Genomic DNA, 21,808 nt, shown 5'->3' with positions numbered 1-21,808 from the left:
GTTAAGAAGCGTCGGTTTCGCCTTACTCGTCGGCGTCGCTCCCGTCTTCGACGGCTTCGAGGCGGACCGAGCGCGCTTCGTAATCCTCGACGAACGCGCCGGGGCCACCGACGCTGATGGTCCGGTCACCGATGTCGAGCGTGAGCGAGTTCTCGACCGCGAGGTCGCTCTGGCCGGGGACGATGAGGTTCTGGCGGACGCCGACCACGCGGCCGGTGAGCGTCTCGAAATCGCCCTCGGTGGGCACGGGCCGGGCCTCGACCGTCGCCTCGACCTCGACACCAGCTTGTCGGTGGAGGGTCGCTTCGAAGACAGCCTGCCTGAAGCTTTCGAACGTCTTCGGCAGGGGTGTCGGCTCGACCACGGCAGCCTCCTCGGCCATCGGCCAGTAGTTTCCGAAGAACGAGCCGACGAGCACCGGGACGAGTTGTTCCTGCGCGATGGTGACCGCCTGCTCACCCGTGTTGGCGCGGGCAAGCAGGTCGTAGGGAGCGAACAGCCCGAGTTCCGTGTCGACCGTGAACAGCACCGGGGCGCGTTCTTCCCACACGCGGGCGACGCTGGCGACCGGTCGGTCGCCGTCGATTTCGGGCTCGCCCTCGCCCGTGTCGCCCGTCAGGATGAGGAAGACGAGGACGCCGCGTTCGACGGTGTCGCGCAACTCGTCGGCCACCTCGGGGAGGACGCTCCGGGGCATCGAGAGTGTGACTTCCGCCGTCGCGGTCGTGAGAAATTCCCGAATGCGCTTCAGCACGGTCGCCCGGGCTTTGACGACCTCGAACTCCCGGCGGTCCTCGGTGACGCGGTTCCATCGCTCAGAGAGGTCCGGGCCGAGCGTCTTCAACTCGGCCGTGAGTCGGTCGACGACTTCTTCCGGGGGATTCGCCCGGATGAGCGTCGGGACGGCGTGGTCGTTCACCTCGACGAAGCCGCGTGCCTGCAACTTCTCGCTCACGCTGTAGACGTAGCGTTTCGACACGCCAGCGTCCTGTGCGATGGTACTCGCCTTCGCCTCGCCGTGGTCGAGGATGGTGAGGTAGGTATCTATCTCCTTCTCGGAGAGGCCGAGGCGTGCCAACCGGTCGATCAGTGTCGTGTCGTCCATCGTTGCAGGGTCGTTGTCGGCACCGACGGTCCACCCCGACTTACGGTTTTCGAGCGTCGTCGGGCCGAACAGGTGGGCGATTCGACTCCACACTATAATCTGTGAACTACTATTACAACAAGTTTTATAGCTGCGGCCTGCCACCACGAACCAATGCAATTGCGTGCCGCGCTGAACGACTATAAACGGACCCACGGCGGGCAAACCGTCTTCCCGGGCGAGTGTCGGACGACTTCCGGGCTGTTCTCCGGTCTCGACGCGCGACTCGTCTACGTCGGCGCGGACGGCCGACTGCGCGACTTCTCCGCGCCGCTGTCGGGACTGCATGGTCTCGTCCGGTCTCGGTTCGGGCTCCGGGTCGACGACGAAACCCACTGGCTCGACGAGTTCGACACCGTCTCCCAGCAGTACCACGGCGACACCGCGCTCGTCGAGACGACGTTCGCGGGCGCGGGCTGTCGCGTCGTGAAGACCGACCTGACAATCGGTCGTGCGCACGTCACACAGGTCGCAGTCGACGGCGAACGAGCCTCGGAAATAGACGAACTCGTCGTCTTCGCCACGTTTGCCCCGGAAGGCACTGAAAGTCAGATTGGCCAACTCGTCTACGAGGACCGCGGCGTCGTCGAAGCGTACCACCGGCGCGAGCGAAACCTGCTCGCGGCCGACACCGGCTTCGATGCGGTCCGCGGTCAGCGGCCCGAGGGACTCGGCGAACTGCTCGGCGACGACCCAATCGACCACCCTCGCTCGGTTGAGGACGATTCCTACGAGGCGGGCAAACTCGGTGGCGACCTCGTCGCCGTCGCACCGTTCGACGACGGCGCGGTGACCGTCTCGACCCTGCTCGCCGAAACCGGCGACGAGCGTGGTGCGGCCGTCGACGAAGTCGCAGCACTCGCGGCCGACCACGACGCGGCGTCACTGGCTGTCACCGCGAACGCACAGGTCGGAAATGGCCCCACAGCTATGGGCACTGACGACACCGACTCCGCCCACGAAACCGCCATCGCCGCCGACCGGCGCGTCCTCCGTCTGCTCGCCTCGCCCGACGGCCCGCGCATCGCCGGGCCGGACTTCGACCCGTTCTACGAGCACTCCGGTGGCTACGGCTACACCTGGTTCCGAGACGACGGTGAGATTTCGCGCTACCTGCTCGACGCTGACGCCGCACTCGACCTCGGCCTCGAAGAGCAGTTCGCCGCCAGCGCGCGCTTCTACCGCGAGACCCAGTGCGACGACGGCTCGTGGCCACACCGCGTTTGGCCCTGCGACCAGTCGCTCGCACCCGGGTGGGCGAACGCGATGGTCGAAGGCGGAGGCGTCGACTATCAGGCCGACCAGACCGCCAGCGTCGTGGCGTTCCTCGCGACCTATCTGCGCCGGGGCGACCCGGACGACCCCGAGGCCATCGAGGAAGTGCTGACCGATGCCGTGGCCGCACTCGACGACTCACTCGAAGCCGACGGACTGCCCGGTCGCTGCCAGAACGCGTGGGAGGACATGGCGGGTCGGTTCACGCACACAGCCGCGACCTACCTGCAGGCGTACGCCAGCGTCGCGCAGGCCCCCGTCGGCGACCTCGCCGAGCACGCCGCGGCCCAGACACGGACCGTGTACGACGGCATCGACGACCTCCGGGTGACCGACCGCGGCGTTTTCGCGCTCCGCATCGATGACGGCGAGCAGGACGACAGACTCGATTCGAGCACCTTCGCGCTCGCGGAGGCACACGCCGAAGCGGCCGAAGTCGGCGTCGTCGACGAGGAGCGACTGGACCGACTCACGAGCCACATGGAGACGACACTCGACGGACTCTATCGCGAGACTGATTCGGTCGCTGGGTTAGTTCGCTACGAGGGCGACGACTGGCGACAGCGAGAGCAAGCAGCCCCGAAAATCTGGACCGTATCGACCGCGTGGGGCGCACATGCCGCGAGCGCGTTCGCCGACTTACTGGTCGAACAGGGCCGAGACGGGAGCGAGTTCGTAGACTGGGCCGACGACCTGCTCGCAGAACTCCTTCCCGGTGGCAGCCTCTGTTACCCGGGCGACTTCCTGCCCGAGCAAGTGTTCGACGACGGCACGCCCGACAGCGCGACGCCGCTCGGCTGGCCGCACGCGATTCGGCTGGCGATGGTTGCCGAGAAAACGGCGGATCAGCAGACGGCTGCCACTCGGTCGGTGTCGGTCGCGAACGAAGACGACTGAGGCAGAAAAATCGCGGTTCCGGTCTCTGTTCTTGTCTCTGTTTTCGACGTGCTGTCGACTGTATTCGCGACAATTGCGCTTACGCGACCTGCTCGACCGGCCGCCCATCACGGTCGTCGGCGAGTGCTTCGCCGGTCTCCGCGTCGAACAGGTGCACGTTCGATGCCTCGAACTGGACCGTCACCTGCTCGCCCGGTTCCGGTTCGAAGTCGCTGGCGACGCGGGCGATGAACGACTCGGCCACGTCGAGGTAGAGGTAGTTGTCGCTGCCGACCGGTTCGAGGACTTCGACCGTCGCCGTGACGGCGTTGTCCGTGCCTTCCGGTGCGGGTTGCACGTCCTCCGGGCGGACGCCGAGGACGAGGTCTTCGCCGCCGAGTCCGTCGAATCGGGCCGCCGCGTCGCCCGAGAGGCGGTAGTCGAAGCCGTCGCCGTAGAGGGCGAGCCCGTTCCCCGTCGACTCGGCGCGCACGTCGACGAAGTTCATACTCGGCGAGCCGATGAAACCGCCGACGAAGTCGTTGGTCGGGTTCTCGTAGACCTCTTTGGGCGCGCCGACCTGCTGGAGGTGGCCATCGTTCAGGATGACGAGGCGGTCGCCCATCGTCATCGCCTCCTCCTGGTCGTGCGTGACGTAGACGGCCGTGATGTCGAGTTCGTTCTGGAGGCGCTGAATCTCGGTGCGCATCGTCGTTCTGAGCTTCGCGTCGAGGTTCGACAGTGGCTCGTCGAACAGGAAGACGGCCGGTTCGCGGACGATGGCACGGCCGAGCGCGACGCGCTGTTTCTGTCCGCCGGAGAGTTCGCCGGGTTTCTTCTCCAGTAGCTCTTCGATGTCCATCATCTCGGCTGCCCACTCGACCTTCTCTTGGCGTTCCTCCTTCGAGAGGTCGGTGCTCATGCGCAGCCCGAACGCCATGTTCTGGGCGACGGTCTTGTGCGGGTAGAGCGCGTAGTTCTGGAACACCATCGCCACGTCGCGCCCGCGGGCGCTCTGGTCGGTCACGTCCTCGTCGCCGATGTAGATGTGTCCCGAGGTCGCGGTCTCCAGTCCCGCGATCATTCGCAGTGTGGTCGTCTTGCCACAACCCGACGGGCCGACGACGGTGACGAACTCACCGTCGTCGATGTCGAGCGACACGTCGTCGACGGCGACGATGGACCCGGCGTCGAACTCCTTCCGTAACTTCTCGATTCGCAGGCCAGTCATTGTACTGTGTGAGTGTGTACCACCACATAGTTCTTACGCAAAATTGTGAATCTGTTACGCAATAATTCGTAGTCTTTTTAGAGCCCCCGGTTCTGTCTGTGTCTTGTACGGTTCGATGACACACCTGCGACGTGACGACGGTCGCCCCAGAGTCCGCACCCCCGAGTTCGACTATGACCGAGACGAAACCTAACGACGGCGAGGACGAGGAACAGACCGTGACATCCCCAGTAGCGACGACGTGGACCACCGGCGAGAAGTACGCCGTCGGCACCGCGGCGGACCACGCATCCGACGACCCGTCGAAGACGTGGTTCACGCTCACCGAGGGCGCGCTGACCGAACCGCGCTTCCCACGAATCGACCTGCTCAACGCGAGCGCGCTCTGGTTCGTGGTGACCGACCGCGACGGCTACGTCGCGCACACGCACATCGAACAGGGAACTGAGGACACGCTGGAGCGGACGGCCGAACCGACCGAGAGCGACGCCCTGTCGTTCCGACAGGCCATCAGCGAGACGGACCAGAGCGTGCCGTCGTGGACACTCGAACTGGAATACGTCACTGACACCGAACGCGACGCCATCGTCTGTGACTTCAGCTTCGACGCCGAGGAAATCTACGACGTCTGGCTGGTCTGCGACCCGACGCCCTCGGGTCGGGCCGAGCACACGCTCGCCGAGGTCCACTCGCTGGACGGCGGACACGTGCTGAGCGCGACCGACACCGGGGAAGACGGCATCCTGATGACCGACGAGGACGGCGACCCGCACGTCGTCTCGCTCGCCATCGCGAACAGTGCCGGCGGTGAGGTCGGGTTCACCGACGCGGCCGTTTTCGAGCGCAGCGACGCTGCCGTCGAACAGTTCGGCAGCGAGCACGAGGGTGGCAGCGACAGCGAGACCGGTGTCGTCACGCTCGTCAGTTCCGTCGCACTCGATGTCACCTGTGCCGAGGAGACCATCGCGCTCGGGTTCGCTACCGGTGGCGACACCGACGCTGCAATCGAGGCGGCCACCGCGGCCGCAACCGACGAATTCGAGCAGACTCGCCACGACTACGTCTCGTCGTGGCGCGACTACCTCGACGGCCTCGACGTGCCCGACTCGGTCGCAGGCGACGACGCGCTCGCGGACCAGTACCGCTCGGCTGCGATGGTCCTCAAGGCCGTCGAGGACAAGACCTACTCCGGAGCGGGCATCGCCAGCCCATCTGTCCCGTGGGGCGAAGGCGTCGAGAACCAGGACGCAGGAGACTACGGCTACAACTTCGTCTGGGCGCGCGACCTGTATCAGGTGTTCACCGCCTTCGACGCGATGGGCGACCGCGAGAGCGCCATCGACGCGCTGGAGTACGTCTTCGCGTACCAGCACGACGGCGACGGCTTCCTCCCACAGAACACGTTCGTCGACGGTCGGACTCGCTGGAGCGGCGAGCAACTCGACGAAATCGCGTTCCCGCTCGTGATGGCGTATCAACTCCGGGCGCGACACGACTACGGCTTCGACGACGCCGACTACGACTACCGCGACGTGCGCGAACTCGCCGAGTACGTGGTCCACTCCGGACCGGCGACCGAGCAAGAACGCTGGGAGGAAGAAGACGGCTTCTCGCCGAGCACCATCGCCGCAGAAATCGCGGGACTGATCTGTGCCGCGGAACTGGCCGAGGAAGCAGGTGACGAGACGGATGCACTGGTCTACCGCGCCGTCGCCGACCACTGGCGGCGGTCGGTCGGCTCGTGGTGTGCAACGACGACCGGGGCAGACGGCCACGAGCAGGTGCCCTACTACGTCCGCGTCAACGACGACACCGACCCGGACGACGGCGCACCGCGCTCGCTGGCCAACGGCGGCCCAACGCTGGACGAACGCGCGGTCGTCGACGCGGGCTTCCTCGAACTCGTCCGCCTCGGCGTGCTCCCGTGGGACGACCCGACGGTTCGCAATTCACTCGCAGTCGTCGACGACACGATTCGGGTGGACACCCCGAACGGCCCGGCGTGGTACCGGTACAACGGCGACGGCTACGGCGAACAGGGCCCAGACGGGAGCGTCGGTGCGGGTGCACCGTGGTCGATTTCGGAGGCGGGCAAGGGCCGCCTCTGGCCCATCTTCACGGGCGAGCGTGGCGAGTACGAACTGCTCGCCGGGACCGAGTCGGGTGATTTCGCGCCAGCGAACCTCCTCCGAACGATGCGACGCTTCGCCAACACGGGCCGGATGATTCCCGAGCAGGTGTGGGACCGCGAAGAGCCGAGCGAGTTCGGCTGGGAGTTCGGCGAGGGCATCGGCAGTGCGACCCCGCTCGCGTGGAGCATGGCGCAGTACGTCCGACTGTCACAATCGCTCGACGTGGGCGAACCGGTCGAGACGCCGCGGCCAGTGGCTGAACGGTACGTCGGGAGCGACCTGCCTGCTGCGCCAGCAATCGACGTCTCGTGGCCGGAGTCGGTCGTCGACGAGAGCGAGGTGACGATTCGAGGAGCCACGAGTGTGAATCGGGTCCTCGTCCGGTCACGCGGACGGACCGTCGAGGCTGCCATCGACGACGATGAGTTCTCGGCGACCTTGGAACTGGAACCGGGGCGGAACTCGGTGACCGTCGTGGCTGTCGGTGAAGACGATGTTGATGCTGCTGCTGTCGATGTGGGCGACGAGGCAGGTTCGACCCGGTCGCTGGCCGTGCGACAGGGGACCGTCTCGGTCGTCGAGTAGGCCCATCCCCGGCGGCGAATAACTGCGGTTTTCGGGGGTCTCTCACCGTGAGTCGACACTATACGCCTCTATTGCGAGACGTTAACACCCAAAGAACTAAATGTATGAACACATAGTTCATCATAGATTCAGCCATGAGCACGAACCGGAGAGAGATGCTGAAGAAGGTGGCAGCGATGGGCGTCCTCGGAGGCGCAGCCGGCTGTCTGGGCGTTTCGGAGACAGACGATTCGACGAGCGCGGCCGACGACAGCGACGGTTCCGACGGGAACGGTGGCGGCGACGGCACGGGTACCACGTCCGACGGCGAGGAGGGACTGCAAGTCATCGAACCCGAGAACTCGGGCGGGACGGCGTCGATGTGGCACGCACGCAAGCAGGCCGAAAAGCGCATCTTCCAGGACCAGGTGAAGCAGTTCAACAGCGACTACGACCAGCAAGTCAACCTGTCCGAAGTCGCCGAACTCAGCACCAAGACCGAGACGGCCATCCCCGCAGGGAAGGGCCCGCACTCGTTCGACCACGCCCACGACTGGGCTGGCAAGTACTACAGCAACGGCTGGCTCGTCGACCAGAGCGACTCGCTGCGCCTCGACCTCTCTGAGTACTTCACCGAGGTCGCCGCGAAGGCCTCGCAGTTCGACGGTGCGACCGTCGGCCTCCCGTACGCGGCGGAGACCGTCGGCCTCGTCTACAACAAGGAACTGGTCGACTCGCCGCCGGAGACGGTGAGCGAGATGCAGTCCATCATGGACGAACACCACGCCCCGAAAGACGGAATGTACGGGCTCAGCTACCCCGTGAACTCCTACTTCATGAGTGGGTTCGTCCACGCCTTCGGCGGCTACTACTACGACGCAGAGAATGACGAGGTCGGGCTGGAGAAACAGGAGACCATCGAGGGCCTGAAATTCGTGAAGGAACAGCTCGCACCCTACATGCCCGACTCGCCGAAGTACGGCGCACAGGCCGAGCCGTTCAAGCAGGGTCGAGCGCCGTTCGCCATCAACGGCCCGTGGTTCCTCGGTGGGGCGAAAGAAGCCGGCGTCGACGTCGGCGTCGCGCCGCTCCCCACGCCGGATGGCGGTGAACCGTCGCCGTACACCGGTGTCAAACTCCTGTTCTTCTCGAAGAAGATGGGCAAGGGCAAGGAGGCGAACGCGACCGCGTCCCGCGAGTTCGCCGAGTGGTACGCGACGGACAAAGACGTCCTCAACACGCTCGTCGAGGAGCACTCCTACATCCCGGTCCACAAGGAACTCGCGTCGAGCGACGACTTGCCCGCGAACGTGCAGGGCTACACCGAAGCGGTCGACCAGGGTATCCCGATGCCGACCCACCCGAACATGCAGGACGTGTGGGGCCCGACCGACGATGCCATCCTGAAGGTGTACAACGGCCAGGCCTCACCGGAGAAGGCACTCAAGGAAGCCGCCGCGAAGGTGCGCGAGAACTGGGGATAGGCGATGTCCACGAGAAATCGAATCGCCCAGCGAGCACGCGAGTACGAGTGGCACCCGTGGGTCCGTGAGAACGGCGGGCTGTTCCTCGTCCTGCCGGGACTGTTCCTGTTCTCGGCGTTCATGTTCTACCCGGTCATCTACCTCGTGTACCTCTCGTTCATGCGGGCGACCAACGCCCCAGCGACGAGTATTCACACGGGGAGTGAGCAGTTCATCGGACTGGAGAACTACATCACGATACTGTCGGACCCGAGCTTTTGGAACTCGCTGGGAATCACGTGGCTGTTCGTCGCGACGAGCGTCGTGCTGAAGCTTCTGTTCGGCATCGCCGTCGCGATGATTCTGACCGGCGAACGCGTCCGCGGCCAGCGGTTCATGCGCGCGCTCGTCATCCTCCCGATGGGGCTGCCGGCGGTGTTCTCAATCACCGTCTGGTCGAAGATATTCAACAACGCTCGGTACAGTCTGGCGAACAAGGTCCTCATCCAGTTTGGCCTGGACAAGGCGAACTGGATGACCGAGCGCTGGCTGGCCTTCCTCACCTACAACGTGACCGAAGTCTGGCTGGCGTACCCCTTCATCGTCATCATCACCGTGAGCGCACTCCAGGACGTGCCCGACGCGCTGCACGACGCCGCGAAGGTCGACGGCGCAGGCTACTTCCACCGGTTCTGGCACGTCACGTTGCCGGCCATCAAACGCCCGGTGATGTTCGGCGGGATTCTGACGGCGGCGGCGTCGTTCCAGCAGTTCCTCATTCCGTTCATCTTCAACGACGGCGGGCCGAGTGGGACGAACTCGCTGCTCATCCACTACGGCTACACCGAGGCGTTCAACTCGACGCCACGCTACGGCCGCGCCGCGTCCATCATGGTGCTGACGCTGCTGTTCATCGGCGCGTTCATGTGGCTCAACGTGAAGAAGGGCAAACTCGCCGACGGGGTGGGTGACGCATGAGCCTCGTTGGCACCATCGCGCGGAGCCTCGGCAACGACGTGAAACTGGTCGCGACTTCGCCGCTGCGCGCGTACGAAGAGGTTCGCTACACGATTGCGGGCATCCGCTCCGGCGACGTGAACCCGGCGCTCGTCGCGCGCACGCTTGTCTCGACGCTGGCCGCGCTCGTCACGGTCTCGCTCCTCTTGTTCCCCATCTACTGGGTGTTCAAGCTCGCGATTTCGGGCGGGACCGGGTCGTTCTTCGCGACGACCGGCATCAAACTCCTGCCGGAGGCCCCGACGCTCCAGACGTTCGTCTGGGTGCTGGGTGACCTCATTCTCCCAGGCTACCGGGTGTCGCTCACGATTCCCGGTATCGGCTACGATGTGTTCCTCAAGACGCCGAAGCTCGTCCTGCTCGACGCCAGCGCACACGGCGTCGAGTACCCGAGTCAGTTCCAGAAGTATTTCTGGAACAGCGTCGTCGTCGCCGTGCCGACGGTCATCCTCTCGATGTGTATGATCGTCCCCGGGGCGTACGCGCTCTCGCGTCGGCAGTTCATCGGCCGCTCGAAACTGCTGTACGGCTACGTGCTGTTCACGCAGGTCGGCGGCGGCATCGGCATCGCGAGCCTCATCGCCCTGTACGCGTTGTTCGTCAAAGTCGGTCTCGACGCGAACACGTTCGCGCTGTCGTGCTACTACGCGGCGACCGCGGTTCCGTTCAACACGTGGCTGTTGAAGACGTACATGGACGGAATTCCGGCCTCCTACGAGGAGGCGGCCTACGTCGACGGCGCGTCCGCGCTCAGAGTCGTCTGGGAGGTCGTCCTCCCGCTGTCGAAGGCCGGGCTCGCCACGGTGTTCATCTTCACCTTCCTCGCCGGATGGACGGAGTTCGTCGTGGCACAGACCATCCTCGCGACCGACCAGTACACGCTCCCCGTGGGCCTGTACCTGCTCGTGAGCGAGTACTCGACGCCGTGGCCGAAGTTCTCGGCGTTCGCACTCACCTTCGCGCTGCCCATCATGCTCATCTACCTCGTGTCGCAGCGGTACATCGAGGACGGGCTGTCGTTCGGCGGCGTCGAAGGCTGAGCCAGAAACAGATTCTCTCTTTTCGTGGGGTTACTCCTGCTGTGCGACCGGCGCGGCCCGCGCCTGCTCCTGCGCGAACGACTCCCCCGTCAACTCCAGATACACGTCTTCGAGCGACGGCTCGGCCCACGCGACCGACGTGTACTCGACGCCCGCGCTGTCGAGGTCGTCGACGACCGTGCCGATGTCCTGCGGTGAGACGCCCGTGAACACCACGTCGTTGCCGGACACTGACGCCGGGAACTCGACGGCGTTCATCGCCCGCTCGGTGTCACCAGTGACGGCCACAGTCAGCCGGTCCTCGGCGACGTACTCCTCCACGAGTTCGCGCGGCGTCCCGACCGCGACCAGTTCGCCGTCGGCGAGCAGGCCGACTCTGTCCGCGAGTCGCTCCGCCTCGGCCATGTCGTGTGTCGTGAGAAACACGGTCGTCCCGCCCGCCGCCAGCGTCTCGATTCGCTCCCAGAGCGTGCGCCGCCCGGCCGGGTCGATACCCGTCGTCGGTTCGTCGAGGAAGAGTACGTCCGGGTCGTTGACCAGCGTCGCCCCGAGACAGATACGGCGTTGCTGGCCGCCCGAGCAGTTCTCGTACCACGTGTCTGACTTCTCAGCGACGCCGACTTCTTGGAGAATTTCGTCCACGTCGCGCGCTTCGTCGTACAGGCCCGCGTAGTAGCCGACGACCTCGTGTGCGGTCAGTCGCTCCGGCGGCGAGAACGATTGCGGGAGGACGCCGATGCGGTCCTTCTCGGTCTTCGATGGGGGCACACCGAGGAGAGTCGCGCTTCCGCTGGACGGTTCGACGGTTCCGGTCAGCGAGCGCACGAGCGTCGTCTTCCCCGCGCCGTTCGGGCCGATGAGCGCGAACACCTCGCCTTCAGGGATGGTGAGCGAGACGCCCGAGAGCGCGACCGTGTCGCCGTACGACTTTTCGAGGTCGTCGGCGACTATCGCGTCAGTCATTGTTGCTGGAAATTGGGTGTGCGGGCAGGAAGTAGGTTCGTTTTCTGTTTGTGTTTTCGGTGGACGGAGTTTGTTCGAATGCGGGTCGTTGCTGCGTCGTGGCTGTCAGTGCTGGCGAGTAGGTCACGAATGCTGGTGTACGTGACCGCAGTCACTACCACCCCAACCGATTGCGGTCCTCGGCCTTCGGCCTGCGGTCCTCATCCCTCGCGCGGCTACAGTTCGCTGGCTTCACTTCGTTCAGCCACGCTCACCAGCACGCGCCAGAGTGATTGACCGGTAGTCGACGAAACACTGAGTCCCCGGCTACGTCGACGAGTTCGGTGGCGAGTCCAGTTCGTCGCGTTGGTCGTACGGGTAGCCGTCGATGGCGACCTGTTCGGTCGAGTTATTCGTCACCCGGTAGGTCACCGTGTACTCGAAGCCTTTGGACTGGAAGACGCGATGCACGTCTTCGATGTCGCCTCGACAGCCGATTTCGACGCGGAAGGCGTCATCGTTGGTCTCTTCGACCGACGTGTAGACACAGGTTGCTTCGACGTCGTCGTGCTGGTCGAGTTGCTGGTCACGTGCAGCGAGCAGGTCGTTGTGCAGGCGCTGTGCCTCGTACCGAACGACGTACGAGCCAGCGGTCGACTCGTTCAGCGTGTCGGGTCGGTCAGGGGCAAACGGGTTGCGCTCGGAGACGACGTTCCGGTCGAAGGGTGAATCGGGGCCAGTGAGGGTGACTACGCCGCCGACGAGGGCGACGAGGAGCACGACCGCAGCGATGGCGGCGACGGTGGTACGCATAGGGGACAGGCCAGACTCACTCGAGTGACCGAGAAAAGTGATTGCGTGAGTGAAAAACCGATTGTCGTGTTCGCCGCCGTCGAAATTCGGGCGTCGGCAGGCAGAATTAGACCAGCAGCAGCGGGACGACGAAGGTCAGGGTGATGCCGACGAGGGCCACGACGAAGCCAGTCCCGACCTGTCCCATCGTGAACTCCTGCATCGGCGAGGTGACGCGACCTTCTGTCTCTCCCTCGTGGTGTTCGTGGTGGTCGTCATGGTCGGAAGCGTGCTCGTCTACCGCGTGGTCGGTGTCGTCGCTCATGCTAGCCACTTCCGACAGCGCACACCTGAAAGTATCGAATCTGGCCCCCGTCGAAACCGTGAAACCAGCCACGTGCGAAGAGTGGGTATCGAATGCCGCTCACGAAGCGAATCATCCCCTGCATCGACGTAGACCTGGACGAGGACGGCAACGCGGCGGTGTACACGGGGGTCAACTTCGAGGACCTCGCGTACACGGGCGACCCGGTCGAGATGGCCCGACGCTACAACGAGTCGGGCGCGGACGAGTTCGTCTTCCTCGACATCACGGCGTCGTCGGACGGCAGAGAGACGATGCTCGACACGGTGCGCGCCGTGGCCGACGAGGTGTTCATCCCGCTGACCGTCGGCGGGGGCATCCGCACCAAGGAAGACATCAAAGAGACGCTCCGGGCGGGCGCGGACAAAGTCTCCATCAACTCCGGCGCGCTGGCGAACCCGGACCTCGTGAACGAGGGCGCGCGCGCTTTCGGCAGCCAGTGCATCGTCATCTCGGTCGACGCCCGCCGCCGGTACGACGACGAAGGGGAACACTACGTCACGGTCGACGACGAGTCGTGCTGGTTCGAGTGTACGGTCAAAGGCGGCTCCGAAGGTACCGGTCGCGACGTCATCGACTGGGCCGAAGAGGCGGCCGAGCGCGGCGCTGGCGAACTGTTCGTCAACTCCATCGACGCCGACGGGACCAAGGACGGCTACGACATTCCGCTGACGAAGGCCGTCTGTGACGCCGTCGACACGCCAGTCATCGCCTCGTCGGGCTGTGGTGGTCCGGAAGACATGCACGAGGTGTTCACCGAGGCCGGTGCAGACGCGGGACTCGCGGCCTCTATCTTCCACTTCGACGAGTACTCCATCGAGGACGTGAAGACGTACCTCGACGAGCGAGACGTGCCGGTTCGGCGCTAGAACTCACCGCACTCGGGAGCAGTCGAGCGGGCACCGAGACTTGCGACTCCCCGAACCGCCAGTCTCGGTTCATCGAGCACAACGAATTGTACCGGTGGCCGACCAGTAGGTTTTTCAACAGGTGGTGGGAGATATGGTCGAAAATGACGTGGGAGTGTACCGACTGCGGAACGACGAGCCGGGCACCACCGTGTGACGGGTGTGGGTCCGACTCGGGCGAATACGAGCGGTTCGTGTGGGTGTGCGGCGGCTGTGAGACACAGCAACCGCGGCACAATCCCCCGTGTTCACGCTGTGGTAGCATGGGATTCGAGAAGCGACCCGTCGACTATCAGGACTTCGAGTCGGAGCTCTCGGGACCGGGTCTCGGTGAGTTGAAACTGCCAGCAGTGATGGGCGTAGCTGTCGTCGCCGTCCTCGGTGTCCTCCTCTTCGGCGGTGTCTCGATGCCGACGCCGCTGATGGATATGATGCAGGGACCATACGTCGCAGACGCACCGGGGCACGCCGACGAGGCGAACGGCCTCGACCTCGCAGCGGTGGAATCACAGGTGCTCGACGAGGTCAACCGTCAGCGGTCCACAGACGGCCTGTCTGCGCTCTCGATGGGGTCGACGCTCGACGACCTCGCGACGTTCGAGAACCAACGCCGCGTGACCACGGCGTACGATGGTGGGACGGTCCACGGGTCGAGAGACGAGTTTTCGCCGGGCTGTGGCGGCCCGGTCCGATTGTTGGTGTCCGATGACCCAGCCGAAGCGAGCCTCGCACCGAACGTCGACGACTTCGAATCGGAGGACGACCTCGCGACCTACATCGCCCGGATGGTCGTCGACGAACCGACGATGCGAGACGCCCTCGACCGAAGTCAATCGGGCTACGGCGTCGACGTCCACGTCGCCCCGGACGGCAGCATCTGGGTCGTGCACACGGTCTGCTGAACAACGGGCATCCACCCTCCTCAGCGCGACAACTACTTTCGTCCACAGCCGAAGGAGTACACGAAATGGCGTGGGAGTGCGATAATTGCGGCACGCGGTCGACCTCGCCCCCGTGCGACGAGTGCGGCCACGAGCACGGCGAGTACACCGGCTTCGTCTGGGTCTGCACCGAGTGCGGCAAGCAGGCAGCCCGGAACAACCCGCCCTGTGTCCGCTGTGGCAACATGGACTTGGCCAAGCGGAAACCGGACTACGCCGAGATGGACGCGGAACTGGCCGGGACGAGCTGGCTCGAAGTGGCGAAACCGTTCGCGCCGGTCATCGTGGTCATGCTCCTCGTCGCGGCCCTGTTCGTGACTGGCGTCATCCCGCTGCCGTGGAACGACGGCCCGGCGGTGACCGGCGCGCCCGGCAACGGGACGACGGCGAACGGCATCGACCTCGCCGCGGTCGAAGACGACGTCCGAGCGCAGGTGAACACGTTCCGGCAAGCGCAAGGTAACTCGACGCTCGGGACCGACGAGACGATACAGGCGATGGCCTCGTTCGACACGCGCCGTCGCGTGGTCGCCGACACTGGACAGGGCTCCGTCGATGGACAGTTGCGGGACTTCGAGTACGACTGTTCCCGAGGAACACGTGTGGCCCGGTTCGGGAGCATCGACGGGAATCCCGGCGCTCGAATCGACGACTACGAGAACGCCACTGTGCTGGCCGACGCAATCGCGACGACGTTGCTCGAAACTCCGAACGCGCGAGCCGAAGTACTGAGCGCCGAGTCGTCGTACGCGGTCGACGTGTACGTCGGGCCGGACGGACGGCTCTACGTCTCACACGTACTCTGCTGACGCGAAAACGTCGAGAAAAGCCGACTTTACGCTGCGTTCTGGAACGCGTCGTTGAACGCGCTCGTCTTCTCCATGACGCGGTCTGCGCCCTTCTCCAGTGCGTCGATGGGGTCGACGCCGTCTTCGGTCTTGACGGTGAGAATCGGCTCTGTCTGCCCACCGGACTGCTCCGGGTTCATGTCGTACGTCGCGGCGGCGACGCCGTCCGTCTCAAGCAGCGCGCCCTTGAGGACGTTCATGAACGTGTGGTCCTCGCCAGCGATCTCGACGTGGAGTTCCTGTTCGAGGTTCTCCGTGACGGTGAGTTCCATGTCCATGCGTGGTCGGTGACGGCGTTTACAGGTTTCGGAACTCGGGCGCGGCTGGTCGAACTGACAGAAGACTTTTACCGAATTCAGGACAGGTGGGGCGTATGAAACGCCGTGCCCTCCTCTCTACGGTCGCCCTCGGTCTCGGTGGCTGTCTCGCCAGCGACGACCCCGGTTCGAGTAGTTCTACGAGTTCGACGACGCATTCACAAACGACCTCGGATGGGACCACCCCCGCCCAGTCGACGACGACTGGCACCGGTACCGCTGACCCACCAGAGGTCGGCGTCCCGGTCGACCAGACCGATTGTCCGGCCGCCGCTGGCGACGACGCCCGGGTCGTTTGCTGGCCCGTGATGGCCGACGAACCGCTCGTTCTGTCGGCGTCGAAAGAGACCGTCTCGCACCCGACAGACGAGGTCGAGTTCACGCTCCACAACGAGACGGACGCGTCGTTCGCAACCAACTTCTACGGCTGGGGGTTGGAGAAACGGGTCGACGAGCGGTGGTACCACGTTACCCCGTGGACTGTCCCAGAACCACTAATGTACGTTCCCTCGGGCGAGTCACACACGTGGACGGTCTCACTCGGGGACGGCGACGTGACCACGCGGCGAACGCAAAAGGGACAGGAGTCCGTCTCACTCGCCGGTCTCGGCGGCGGTGAGTACGCCTTCACTAACTCGGGGTGGTTCGAGGGGACCGATTACGAGGAGACCAGCGTCGGTCTCGCCGCCCAGTTCACCATCGACGGGCCAGCAATCGAACTTCGTCCGTCCAGTCGAGTCACTGGCTCGACCCGTGATGGCAGCGTCGTGACCGTCGAACGGTCGCACCCAGACAACTATCAGGGCCGATTGGCCGAGTATCGTGTTCGTCGCGTCGACAGCGCGCCGGACCCGCGACAGTTCATCACGGAACAGGTACTCCGATTCGAGTATCTGCGAGATACGCTGTCCGCGTTCGAGTCTGGCGTCGACACCGTCCGACTGGTGGAGCAGAACGGGACGCATCCAGCGTTCGGCGTCCACGACGCCGAGTACGTCCGATACGAGGGTCAGACCTACGAAATCACGGCGAACGAACTGGAGAGCGAGACGGAGACAGCAACTGAAGACGCGTAGAAGCGGCGTAGAAACGGAGACTGCAGAACCGTTGGCTACCGCCCGTTCACCACGTCCCGTGGAACGTGTCGAACGCGAGGTCTTCGAGCGGTTCCTCGCCGATGGCGATTTTGTACTCCTGCGGGGTGAGCATCGGCTTGTGGAACTGCGGGCCGTCGTCGGTCGTGATGCGCGGACAGCCGGTGTTGACGAAGGCGTCCATGTTGAAGTTGCGCAGGCGGTCCGGCGTGACCTCGTCCATCGTGATGAGGTAGGCGTTGTCGTTGTTGTCGACGATTTCCTCGGCGATTTCCCAGCGCCCCTGTCCGATTTTCGTACAGAAGATGACGCCGAACTTCTCGGCGTCCATCGCGCGGTGGACCGCGCCGTAGCGCTGCTTCATGAACTTCTCCGTGTCGGCCACGGTGACGACGTTGTTCACGGGGTCGGCGATGACGACTTTCTTGTCGGGGTGTTCCATCGCGAGGCCGAGCGGGTGGAACTTGCCACCGCCGACGTAGAGAATCTGGTCGGCGTCGATGTCCGCCGAGGCGTAGTTGCAGCCGAGGACCTGCCCTTCGTGCGTGAGGCGGTCGTCGCCTTTGCGGGTGTGGACGTCGAAGTCGCGGTCTTCGAGCCACTCGCGCATCTCCTCGAAGCGGTTCATGTGTTGGGCGGTCGTGACGAGGCCCACGTCGCCGGTCTCCAGTTCTTCCTCGACGGCCTGCACCATGATGGGCTCGACCTCGACGTTGGAGAACAGCGGCACGTAGATGATCTTGTCCGACTCCTTCATCGGTGAGTGGCCGAAGTGGACGAACACGTCGGTTCGGCGCATCAGGAAGGTGTCGAGGTCGCAGGCACCGTAACACGGCTGACCGGAGATGAGGACGGTCACCTCGTCAGGCAGGAGTTCACGGAGGTCGTCGGCGACTCGCGGGCCGCGGCGTTTCAGTCCCTCGGGGAACTGGAGACCGACCTTGGTCGCGTCGCGCTCGTCGACGGCCTCGACGATTCGGTCCATCTCGTAGTCCCACTCGCGGTCGTGCTTGAGGGACATCCCAGTGTTTCGGAGGTCACCCTCGGAGTACGACTCGTTACTCATTGCACCGAGTTATCCGGAGGAGACGGTTAACTTCGACGGTTCGCGGACGAGCGTGCGAAGCAGAAACAGGCGTTACGACGGGTCGATAGCGCGGAAGACGGCCTCGAAGTCGTCGGTGTCGAAGTCGCGCTGCATGTCGCGCGTCTCGGAGTGCAGGCGCTCGGCACGCTCCGGGTCGACCACGGCGGCACGCCGGGCGGTCGCCAGCAGCGCGTCGAGTCGGTCGACGTAGGTCGCCCGCGAGACGAGTCGGTCGACCGTGTCGACGAGGTCTCCACGGCGGACCGGCGAATCGAGTTCGGCGTCGCACGCGAGGCCGGGGCCGCCGCCCGAGCCGATAGAGACGACGGCGCAATCGCCACCGTGTCGTCGGAGCGTCTCGACGAGTCCCTCGTGAGTCGTGCCGGGAACGTTCCCAGCGACGAGCGCGACGGCGGCGTGCTTGGCTGTGGCGAGTGCCTCGTCGAAGACGCCCGTCTCGACGACGGAGTAGTCACCGTCAACCAACCAGTCACCACAGCGTCGCCGCGTCAACTCGTCGGCAGCCACGACGAGGACGGTCGAATCACGCGCTAACATCGTATATTCAACCACAGCCGACACCTATATCAAAGGGAATCTCTGTTCAAACGCCGTTCACCGACCGTTTAGAACGTTCAAGCGGCCATTGAATCGGCCGAAAGTGCTGATATACCGAGTCTCCGGAGCGCTACGTCAATTACCCAACCTGTTCGGGTATCGAAAACAAGTCGGGAGAAGCAGTTAGTCGCCCATCATTTCGCTCACGTCGACGCCGACCTCACGCTCGACGTGTTCGGCCAGCGTGTAGACGATGCCGACCGCGACGAGGATGCCGACGACGAGCGTGGCGATGGCCCCGAATCCGGTCATCCCGGCGACGAGGAACGCGGCCGTCGCGACCCCGGCCGCGACGAGGGCGTAGGGAACCTGCGTGTTCACGTGGTCGACGTGGTCACTCGCAGCGAACATGCTGGAGAGTACCGTCGTGTCACTGATGGGCGAACAGTGGTCACCGAACAGCGACCCGGTGAGGATGGCCCCGATTGCCGCCGCCAGTGGCGAACCGAGTTCGAACGCCAGCGGGACCGCGACGGGGAACAGGATGGACATCGTCCCCCACGAGGTCCCGATGGAGAAGCTGATGAGCGCAGCGCTGAAGAACACCACCGCGGGCAGGATGCCCGGCGTGATGACGCCTTCGGCGACGCTCACGACGTACGGGCCGACGCCGAGTGCGGAACTGACCGCGCCCATCGACCACGCGAGCGAGAGGATGGCGACGGGGAACATCACCATCTTGAACCCCTCGAAGATGGAGTCACTCACGTCGCTGAGGTCGATGCGAGCGTGGACGACGAGGATGTACAGGATGGTGCCACAGCCGGCCATCGACGCCCAGAGCAGCGACTTCCCGGTGGCTGCGTTCGACAGGGCCTCGGTCGGGGCAGTTCCGTCCATGATGCCGCCCGTGTAGAACAGGCTGAACACGGTTGTGGCGACGACGGCGAGGATGGGTGCGACGAAGAACCACCACTCGGCGTCGACGTGGTCCGGCGTCTCCACGTCGCTCGCCTGCGTCTCCATCATCGGGTTGGCGTCGTCACGAACGAGTTTGCCTTCGTTCCTCGCGCGCTCCTCTGCCTTCTTCATCGGGCCGATGTTCCAGTCGCCGAGGACGACGGCGAACACGAGGACGAGCGCGATGATACTGTAGAAGCGGTACGGGATGGACTGGAGGAACACGACGAACGGTTCCTGTTGGACGCCGAGTTCGCTGAACTGCTGTTCGATGAGTCCGAGTTCGAACCCGAGCCACGTCGAGATGACGGCGATACTCGCCATCGGTGCGGTCGTCGAGTCGAGGATGTACGCCAGTTTCTCACGGCTGATGTCGAAGCGGTCGGTGACCGGTCGCATGACCGACCCCGTAATCATCGTGCTGGCGTAGGAGTCGAAGAAGATGAGCATGCCCAGACCGGCGGTCCCGGCTTGGGCCTGCCGCCGGTTGTCGACCATCGAGACGATGCGGTCGGCGAGCGCGTTCATGCCACCCGAGAGGAAGATCATCCCGAGCATCGCGCCGATGAGGAACGTAAAGAGCAACATCGTCGCGTTGAACGGTTCGGTGACGTTCGTGATGACGAACTCGAGTGCCCGGGCCGCTCCCGCGATGGGGTTCCAGCCGACGAGGATGGTCGCGCCCATCCAGACGCCAGCGAACAGCGACAAGAGGGCTTGGCGCGTCACGAGCGTCAGCAAGATGGCGAGCAGTGCCGGAAGGAGACTGATGAGGCCGACTGTCTCTCCCTCCATCTATTCGGCACCTCGGCTACCCGTTGGGCAAAATTGTCTGTAAACCGTCTCGTTAGCTGTGGTCATAGCTGACTCTGGTAAAGGGTGGACGATGGTGGCAGGAAGGTGTGGGACCTCGCATGATAGGGGGTAGAATTTATTACATTCGAACATTTCCCGCCGACATTTCGTCGCGACAGAAGACGACTTTTTAGGGGTCGGGCGTCCGAGAAGAGGCAATGACCCAGCAGCGCGCCGACGACGAACTCCTTCGCCTCACGCTCAAGGTTCGCCATCCGGACTGCTGGTCGCTGCGAGTCACGGCGGACGCCGACGGAGGACTTCTCAACCACGGCGCGTTCCCCGTCGAGGACGGGAAGATAAAGGGCCTCTTCACCGCCTACGCGGACACCACGGCCGCAGTCGACGACATCGTCGCGGCGGTGCGCGACTCGAAGCTGACCGGGTCGGTGCTGGAACTCCCAGGTGGCCTCCAGCATCATCCCGACGGGTTCGATCCTGGTAACGTGACCCGAGATATCTTCGTCGAGTATCTGCAGGAGAACAGTATCGAGTCCGCGCTTACCTCCAGCGGCTTCATCCACGACGGCCCGGTCCGCATCCACGAAGGCTACGAGTACTGGCCGGTCATCGTCCACTGTGACCGAGACGCGGTCCGCGACCGCATCGACATTGTCTGTGAGCGAAAGGGCGCAGACATCGAGATACAGCGTATTTCGACGGTCCAGTCCGTCGGCGACACCACCGGACCGTCGCTCCAATTGCTCTCGAAGCGCCAGCGCGAGGTGTTCGAACTCGCGCGCTCACGTGGCTACTACGAGTGGCCACGTGGCGTCTCCTTGCAGGAACTCGCGACCGAACTCGACATCTCGAAAGCGACTGTGACCGAACATCTGCGAAAGGCCGAAGCGAAACTCCTGACGAGCGTGCGGTGACGCGGCGACGTGACCGGACGCGTCTCCGAGAAATGCGGTTCGACGCGGCAGGCGCACGACCGCGCGCGCTTCCGTAGCCTTGAAACCTGCCCGCACCAAGTACGGGACATGAGCATCGAAACGAGTCCGGACGCCGCCGCGGACGACGCTGCAGTCGACGAGAAAGCACGCGAACTCGGTGCGGCACTGCGCGAACTGCCCGAGTACGAGCGCTTCGCCGAGGCACAGCAGGCCGTCGAGGAGTCCGACGAGGCACAGGAGAAGATAGAGGAGTTCGAGTCGGTGCGCCAGGAGTTCATGCTCGCGCGCCAGACCGGCCAGGCGAATCAGGAAGACCTGCAGAACCTCCAGGAGACCCAGCAGGAACTGCACGACATCCCAGCGATGGCGGAGTACCTCGATGCGCAGAACCGACTCGACGCCCGCCTCGAAGCGGTCAACGACGTGCTGTCGGACGAACTCGGTCTCGACTTCGCCGACGAGGCGTCCGGTTGCTGTAACGACTGAACCCCGTTCGACCCCAGC

At 64.5% G+C, this 21,808-nt stretch carries 20 protein-coding genes; 11 read left to right on the top strand and 9 right to left on the bottom strand.

The annotated features are described in order from the left end of the window. Window positions 1–22: 22 nt before the first annotated feature. Window positions 23–1,105 (bottom strand): TrmB family transcriptional regulator, encoded by a 1,083-nt coding sequence (locus ACSC1P_RS13495; protein WP_435361509.1) that lies wholly within the window; start codon window positions 1,103–1,105, stop codon window positions 23–25. A gap of 153 nt (window positions 1,106–1,258) precedes the next feature. On the opposite strand from ACSC1P_RS13495, the gene ACSC1P_RS13490 reads away from it, so the two are divergent. Next, window positions 1,259–3,316: a DUF7997 domain-containing protein gene (locus ACSC1P_RS13490; protein WP_435360709.1), complete on the top strand. Its 2,058-nt coding sequence runs from the start codon at window positions 1,259–1,261 to the stop codon at window positions 3,314–3,316. 79 nt (window positions 3,317–3,395) lie between these two features. Here the strand turns inward: ACSC1P_RS13490 and ACSC1P_RS13485 are convergent, their stop codons facing one another. Then, window positions 3,396–4,526 carry an ABC transporter ATP-binding protein gene (locus tag ACSC1P_RS13485; RefSeq protein ID WP_435360708.1) on the bottom strand — a complete coding sequence of 377 codons (1,131 nt, stop codon included), beginning with the start codon at window positions 4,524–4,526 and terminating at the stop codon, window positions 3,396–3,398. 173 nt (window positions 4,527–4,699) lie between these two features. On the opposite strand from ACSC1P_RS13485, the gene ACSC1P_RS13480 reads away from it, so the two are divergent. The 4 genes from ACSC1P_RS13480 to ACSC1P_RS13465 all read left to right on the top strand — a co-directional run bounded on the left by ACSC1P_RS13480 (window position 4,700) and on the right by ACSC1P_RS13465 (window position 10,742). Beyond that, complete coding sequence (locus tag ACSC1P_RS13480; RefSeq protein WP_435360707.1) at window positions 4,700–7,243, top strand: glycoside hydrolase family 15 protein; 2,544 nt, start codon at window positions 4,700–4,702, stop codon at window positions 7,241–7,243. A gap of 134 nt (window positions 7,244–7,377) precedes the next feature. Beyond that, window positions 7,378–8,706 carry an extracellular solute-binding protein gene (locus tag ACSC1P_RS13475; protein ID WP_435360706.1) on the top strand — a complete coding sequence of 443 codons (1,329 nt, stop codon included), beginning with the start codon at window positions 7,378–7,380 and terminating at the stop codon, window positions 8,704–8,706. A 3-nt stretch (window positions 8,707–8,709) separates the two neighbouring features. Next, window positions 8,710–9,663, top strand: coding sequence for a carbohydrate ABC transporter permease (locus ACSC1P_RS13470; protein WP_435360705.1), 954 nt, complete (start codon window positions 8,710–8,712; stop codon window positions 9,661–9,663). Further along, a complete protein-coding gene (locus ACSC1P_RS13465; RefSeq protein WP_435360704.1) occupies window positions 9,660–10,742 on the top strand; it encodes a sugar ABC transporter permease in 1,083 nt (360 codons plus the stop codon). The genes ACSC1P_RS13470 and ACSC1P_RS13465 overlap by 4 nt, the downstream gene beginning before the upstream one ends. A gap of 30 nt (window positions 10,743–10,772) precedes the next feature. Here ACSC1P_RS13465 and ACSC1P_RS13460 read toward each other — a convergent pair whose 3' ends face one another. From ACSC1P_RS13460 to ACSC1P_RS13450, 3 genes are all read right to left on the bottom strand, one after another. Further along, window positions 10,773–11,705, bottom strand: a complete 933-nt coding sequence (locus ACSC1P_RS13460) for an ABC transporter ATP-binding protein (RefSeq protein WP_435360703.1) — start codon at window positions 11,703–11,705, stop codon at window positions 10,773–10,775. Between the two features lie 306 nt (window positions 11,706–12,011). Next, window positions 12,012–12,497, bottom strand: coding sequence for a hypothetical protein (locus tag ACSC1P_RS13455; protein ID WP_435360702.1), 486 nt, complete (start codon window positions 12,495–12,497; stop codon window positions 12,012–12,014). A 106-nt stretch (window positions 12,498–12,603) separates the two neighbouring features. Next, a complete protein-coding gene (locus ACSC1P_RS13450) occupies window positions 12,604–12,801 on the bottom strand; it encodes a DUF7550 family protein (protein ID WP_435360701.1) in 198 nt (65 codons plus the stop codon). A gap of 92 nt (window positions 12,802–12,893) precedes the next feature. Here ACSC1P_RS13450 and hisF point away from each other — a divergent pair, with 92 nt between their 5' ends. The 3 genes from hisF (at window position 12,894) to ACSC1P_RS13435 (ending at window position 15,498) form a co-directional block, all read left to right on the top strand. Further along, on the top strand, window positions 12,894–13,709 hold the full coding sequence (gene hisF / locus ACSC1P_RS13445; RefSeq protein ID WP_435360700.1) for an imidazole glycerol phosphate synthase subunit HisF: 816 nt from the start codon (window positions 12,894–12,896) through the stop codon (window positions 13,707–13,709). A gap of 302 nt (window positions 13,710–14,011) precedes the next feature. Continuing rightward, window positions 14,012–14,650, top strand: a complete 639-nt coding sequence (locus ACSC1P_RS13440) for a spore germination YkwD domain-containing protein (RefSeq protein ID WP_435360699.1) — start codon at window positions 14,012–14,014, stop codon at window positions 14,648–14,650. A gap of 65 nt (window positions 14,651–14,715) precedes the next feature. Then, window positions 14,716–15,498 carry a hypothetical protein gene (locus tag ACSC1P_RS13435; protein ID WP_435360698.1) on the top strand — a complete coding sequence of 261 codons (783 nt, stop codon included), beginning with the start codon at window positions 14,716–14,718 and terminating at the stop codon, window positions 15,496–15,498. A 26-nt stretch (window positions 15,499–15,524) separates the two neighbouring features. On the opposite strand, the gene ACSC1P_RS13430 is transcribed toward ACSC1P_RS13435, so the two are convergent. Continuing rightward, window positions 15,525–15,809 carry a DNA-directed RNA polymerase subunit L gene (locus tag ACSC1P_RS13430; protein ID WP_435360697.1) on the bottom strand — a complete coding sequence of 95 codons (285 nt, stop codon included), beginning with the start codon at window positions 15,807–15,809 and terminating at the stop codon, window positions 15,525–15,527. Between the two features lie 101 nt (window positions 15,810–15,910). Between ACSC1P_RS13430 and ACSC1P_RS13425 the strand changes: the two genes are divergently transcribed. Continuing rightward, a complete protein-coding gene (locus ACSC1P_RS13425) occupies window positions 15,911–16,930 on the top strand; it encodes a hypothetical protein (protein WP_435360696.1) in 1,020 nt (339 codons plus the stop codon). A gap of 46 nt (window positions 16,931–16,976) precedes the next feature. On the opposite strand, the gene dph2 is transcribed toward ACSC1P_RS13425, so the two are convergent. The 3 genes from dph2 to ACSC1P_RS13410 all read right to left on the bottom strand — a co-directional run bounded on the left by dph2 (window position 16,977) and on the right by ACSC1P_RS13410 (window position 20,348). Then, entirely contained in the window at window positions 16,977–18,014 is a 1,038-nt protein-coding gene (dph2, locus tag ACSC1P_RS13420; RefSeq protein ID WP_435360695.1) for a diphthamide biosynthesis enzyme Dph2, read from the bottom strand. A 72-nt stretch (window positions 18,015–18,086) separates the two neighbouring features. After that, a complete protein-coding gene (locus tag ACSC1P_RS13415) occupies window positions 18,087–18,593 on the bottom strand; it encodes a hypothetical protein (RefSeq protein WP_435360694.1) in 507 nt (168 codons plus the stop codon). A gap of 183 nt (window positions 18,594–18,776) precedes the next feature. Continuing rightward, complete coding sequence (locus ACSC1P_RS13410; protein ID WP_435360693.1) at window positions 18,777–20,348, bottom strand: Na+/H+ antiporter NhaC family protein; 1,572 nt, start codon at window positions 20,346–20,348, stop codon at window positions 18,777–18,779. A gap of 218 nt (window positions 20,349–20,566) precedes the next feature. Between ACSC1P_RS13410 and ACSC1P_RS13405 the strand changes: the two genes are divergently transcribed. Both ACSC1P_RS13405 and ACSC1P_RS13400 read left to right on the top strand, forming a co-directional pair. Beyond that, window positions 20,567–21,283 (top strand): helix-turn-helix domain-containing protein, encoded by a 717-nt coding sequence (locus tag ACSC1P_RS13405; protein WP_435360692.1) that lies wholly within the window; start codon window positions 20,567–20,569, stop codon window positions 21,281–21,283. 108 nt (window positions 21,284–21,391) lie between these two features. Then, a complete protein-coding gene (locus ACSC1P_RS13400; RefSeq protein ID WP_435360691.1) occupies window positions 21,392–21,790 on the top strand; it encodes a YlbF/YmcA family competence regulator in 399 nt (132 codons plus the stop codon). Window positions 21,791–21,808 lie beyond the last annotated feature (18 nt).

Origin of the sequence: Haloarchaeobius caseinilyticus, assembly GCF_051207395.1 — an archaeon.
GTDB lineage: Archaea > Halobacteriota > Halobacteria > Halobacteriales > Natrialbaceae > Haloarchaeobius.
The sequence above is the reverse complement of the archived record's forward strand: the minus strand, read 5'-3'. Positions and strand labels throughout refer to the sequence as shown.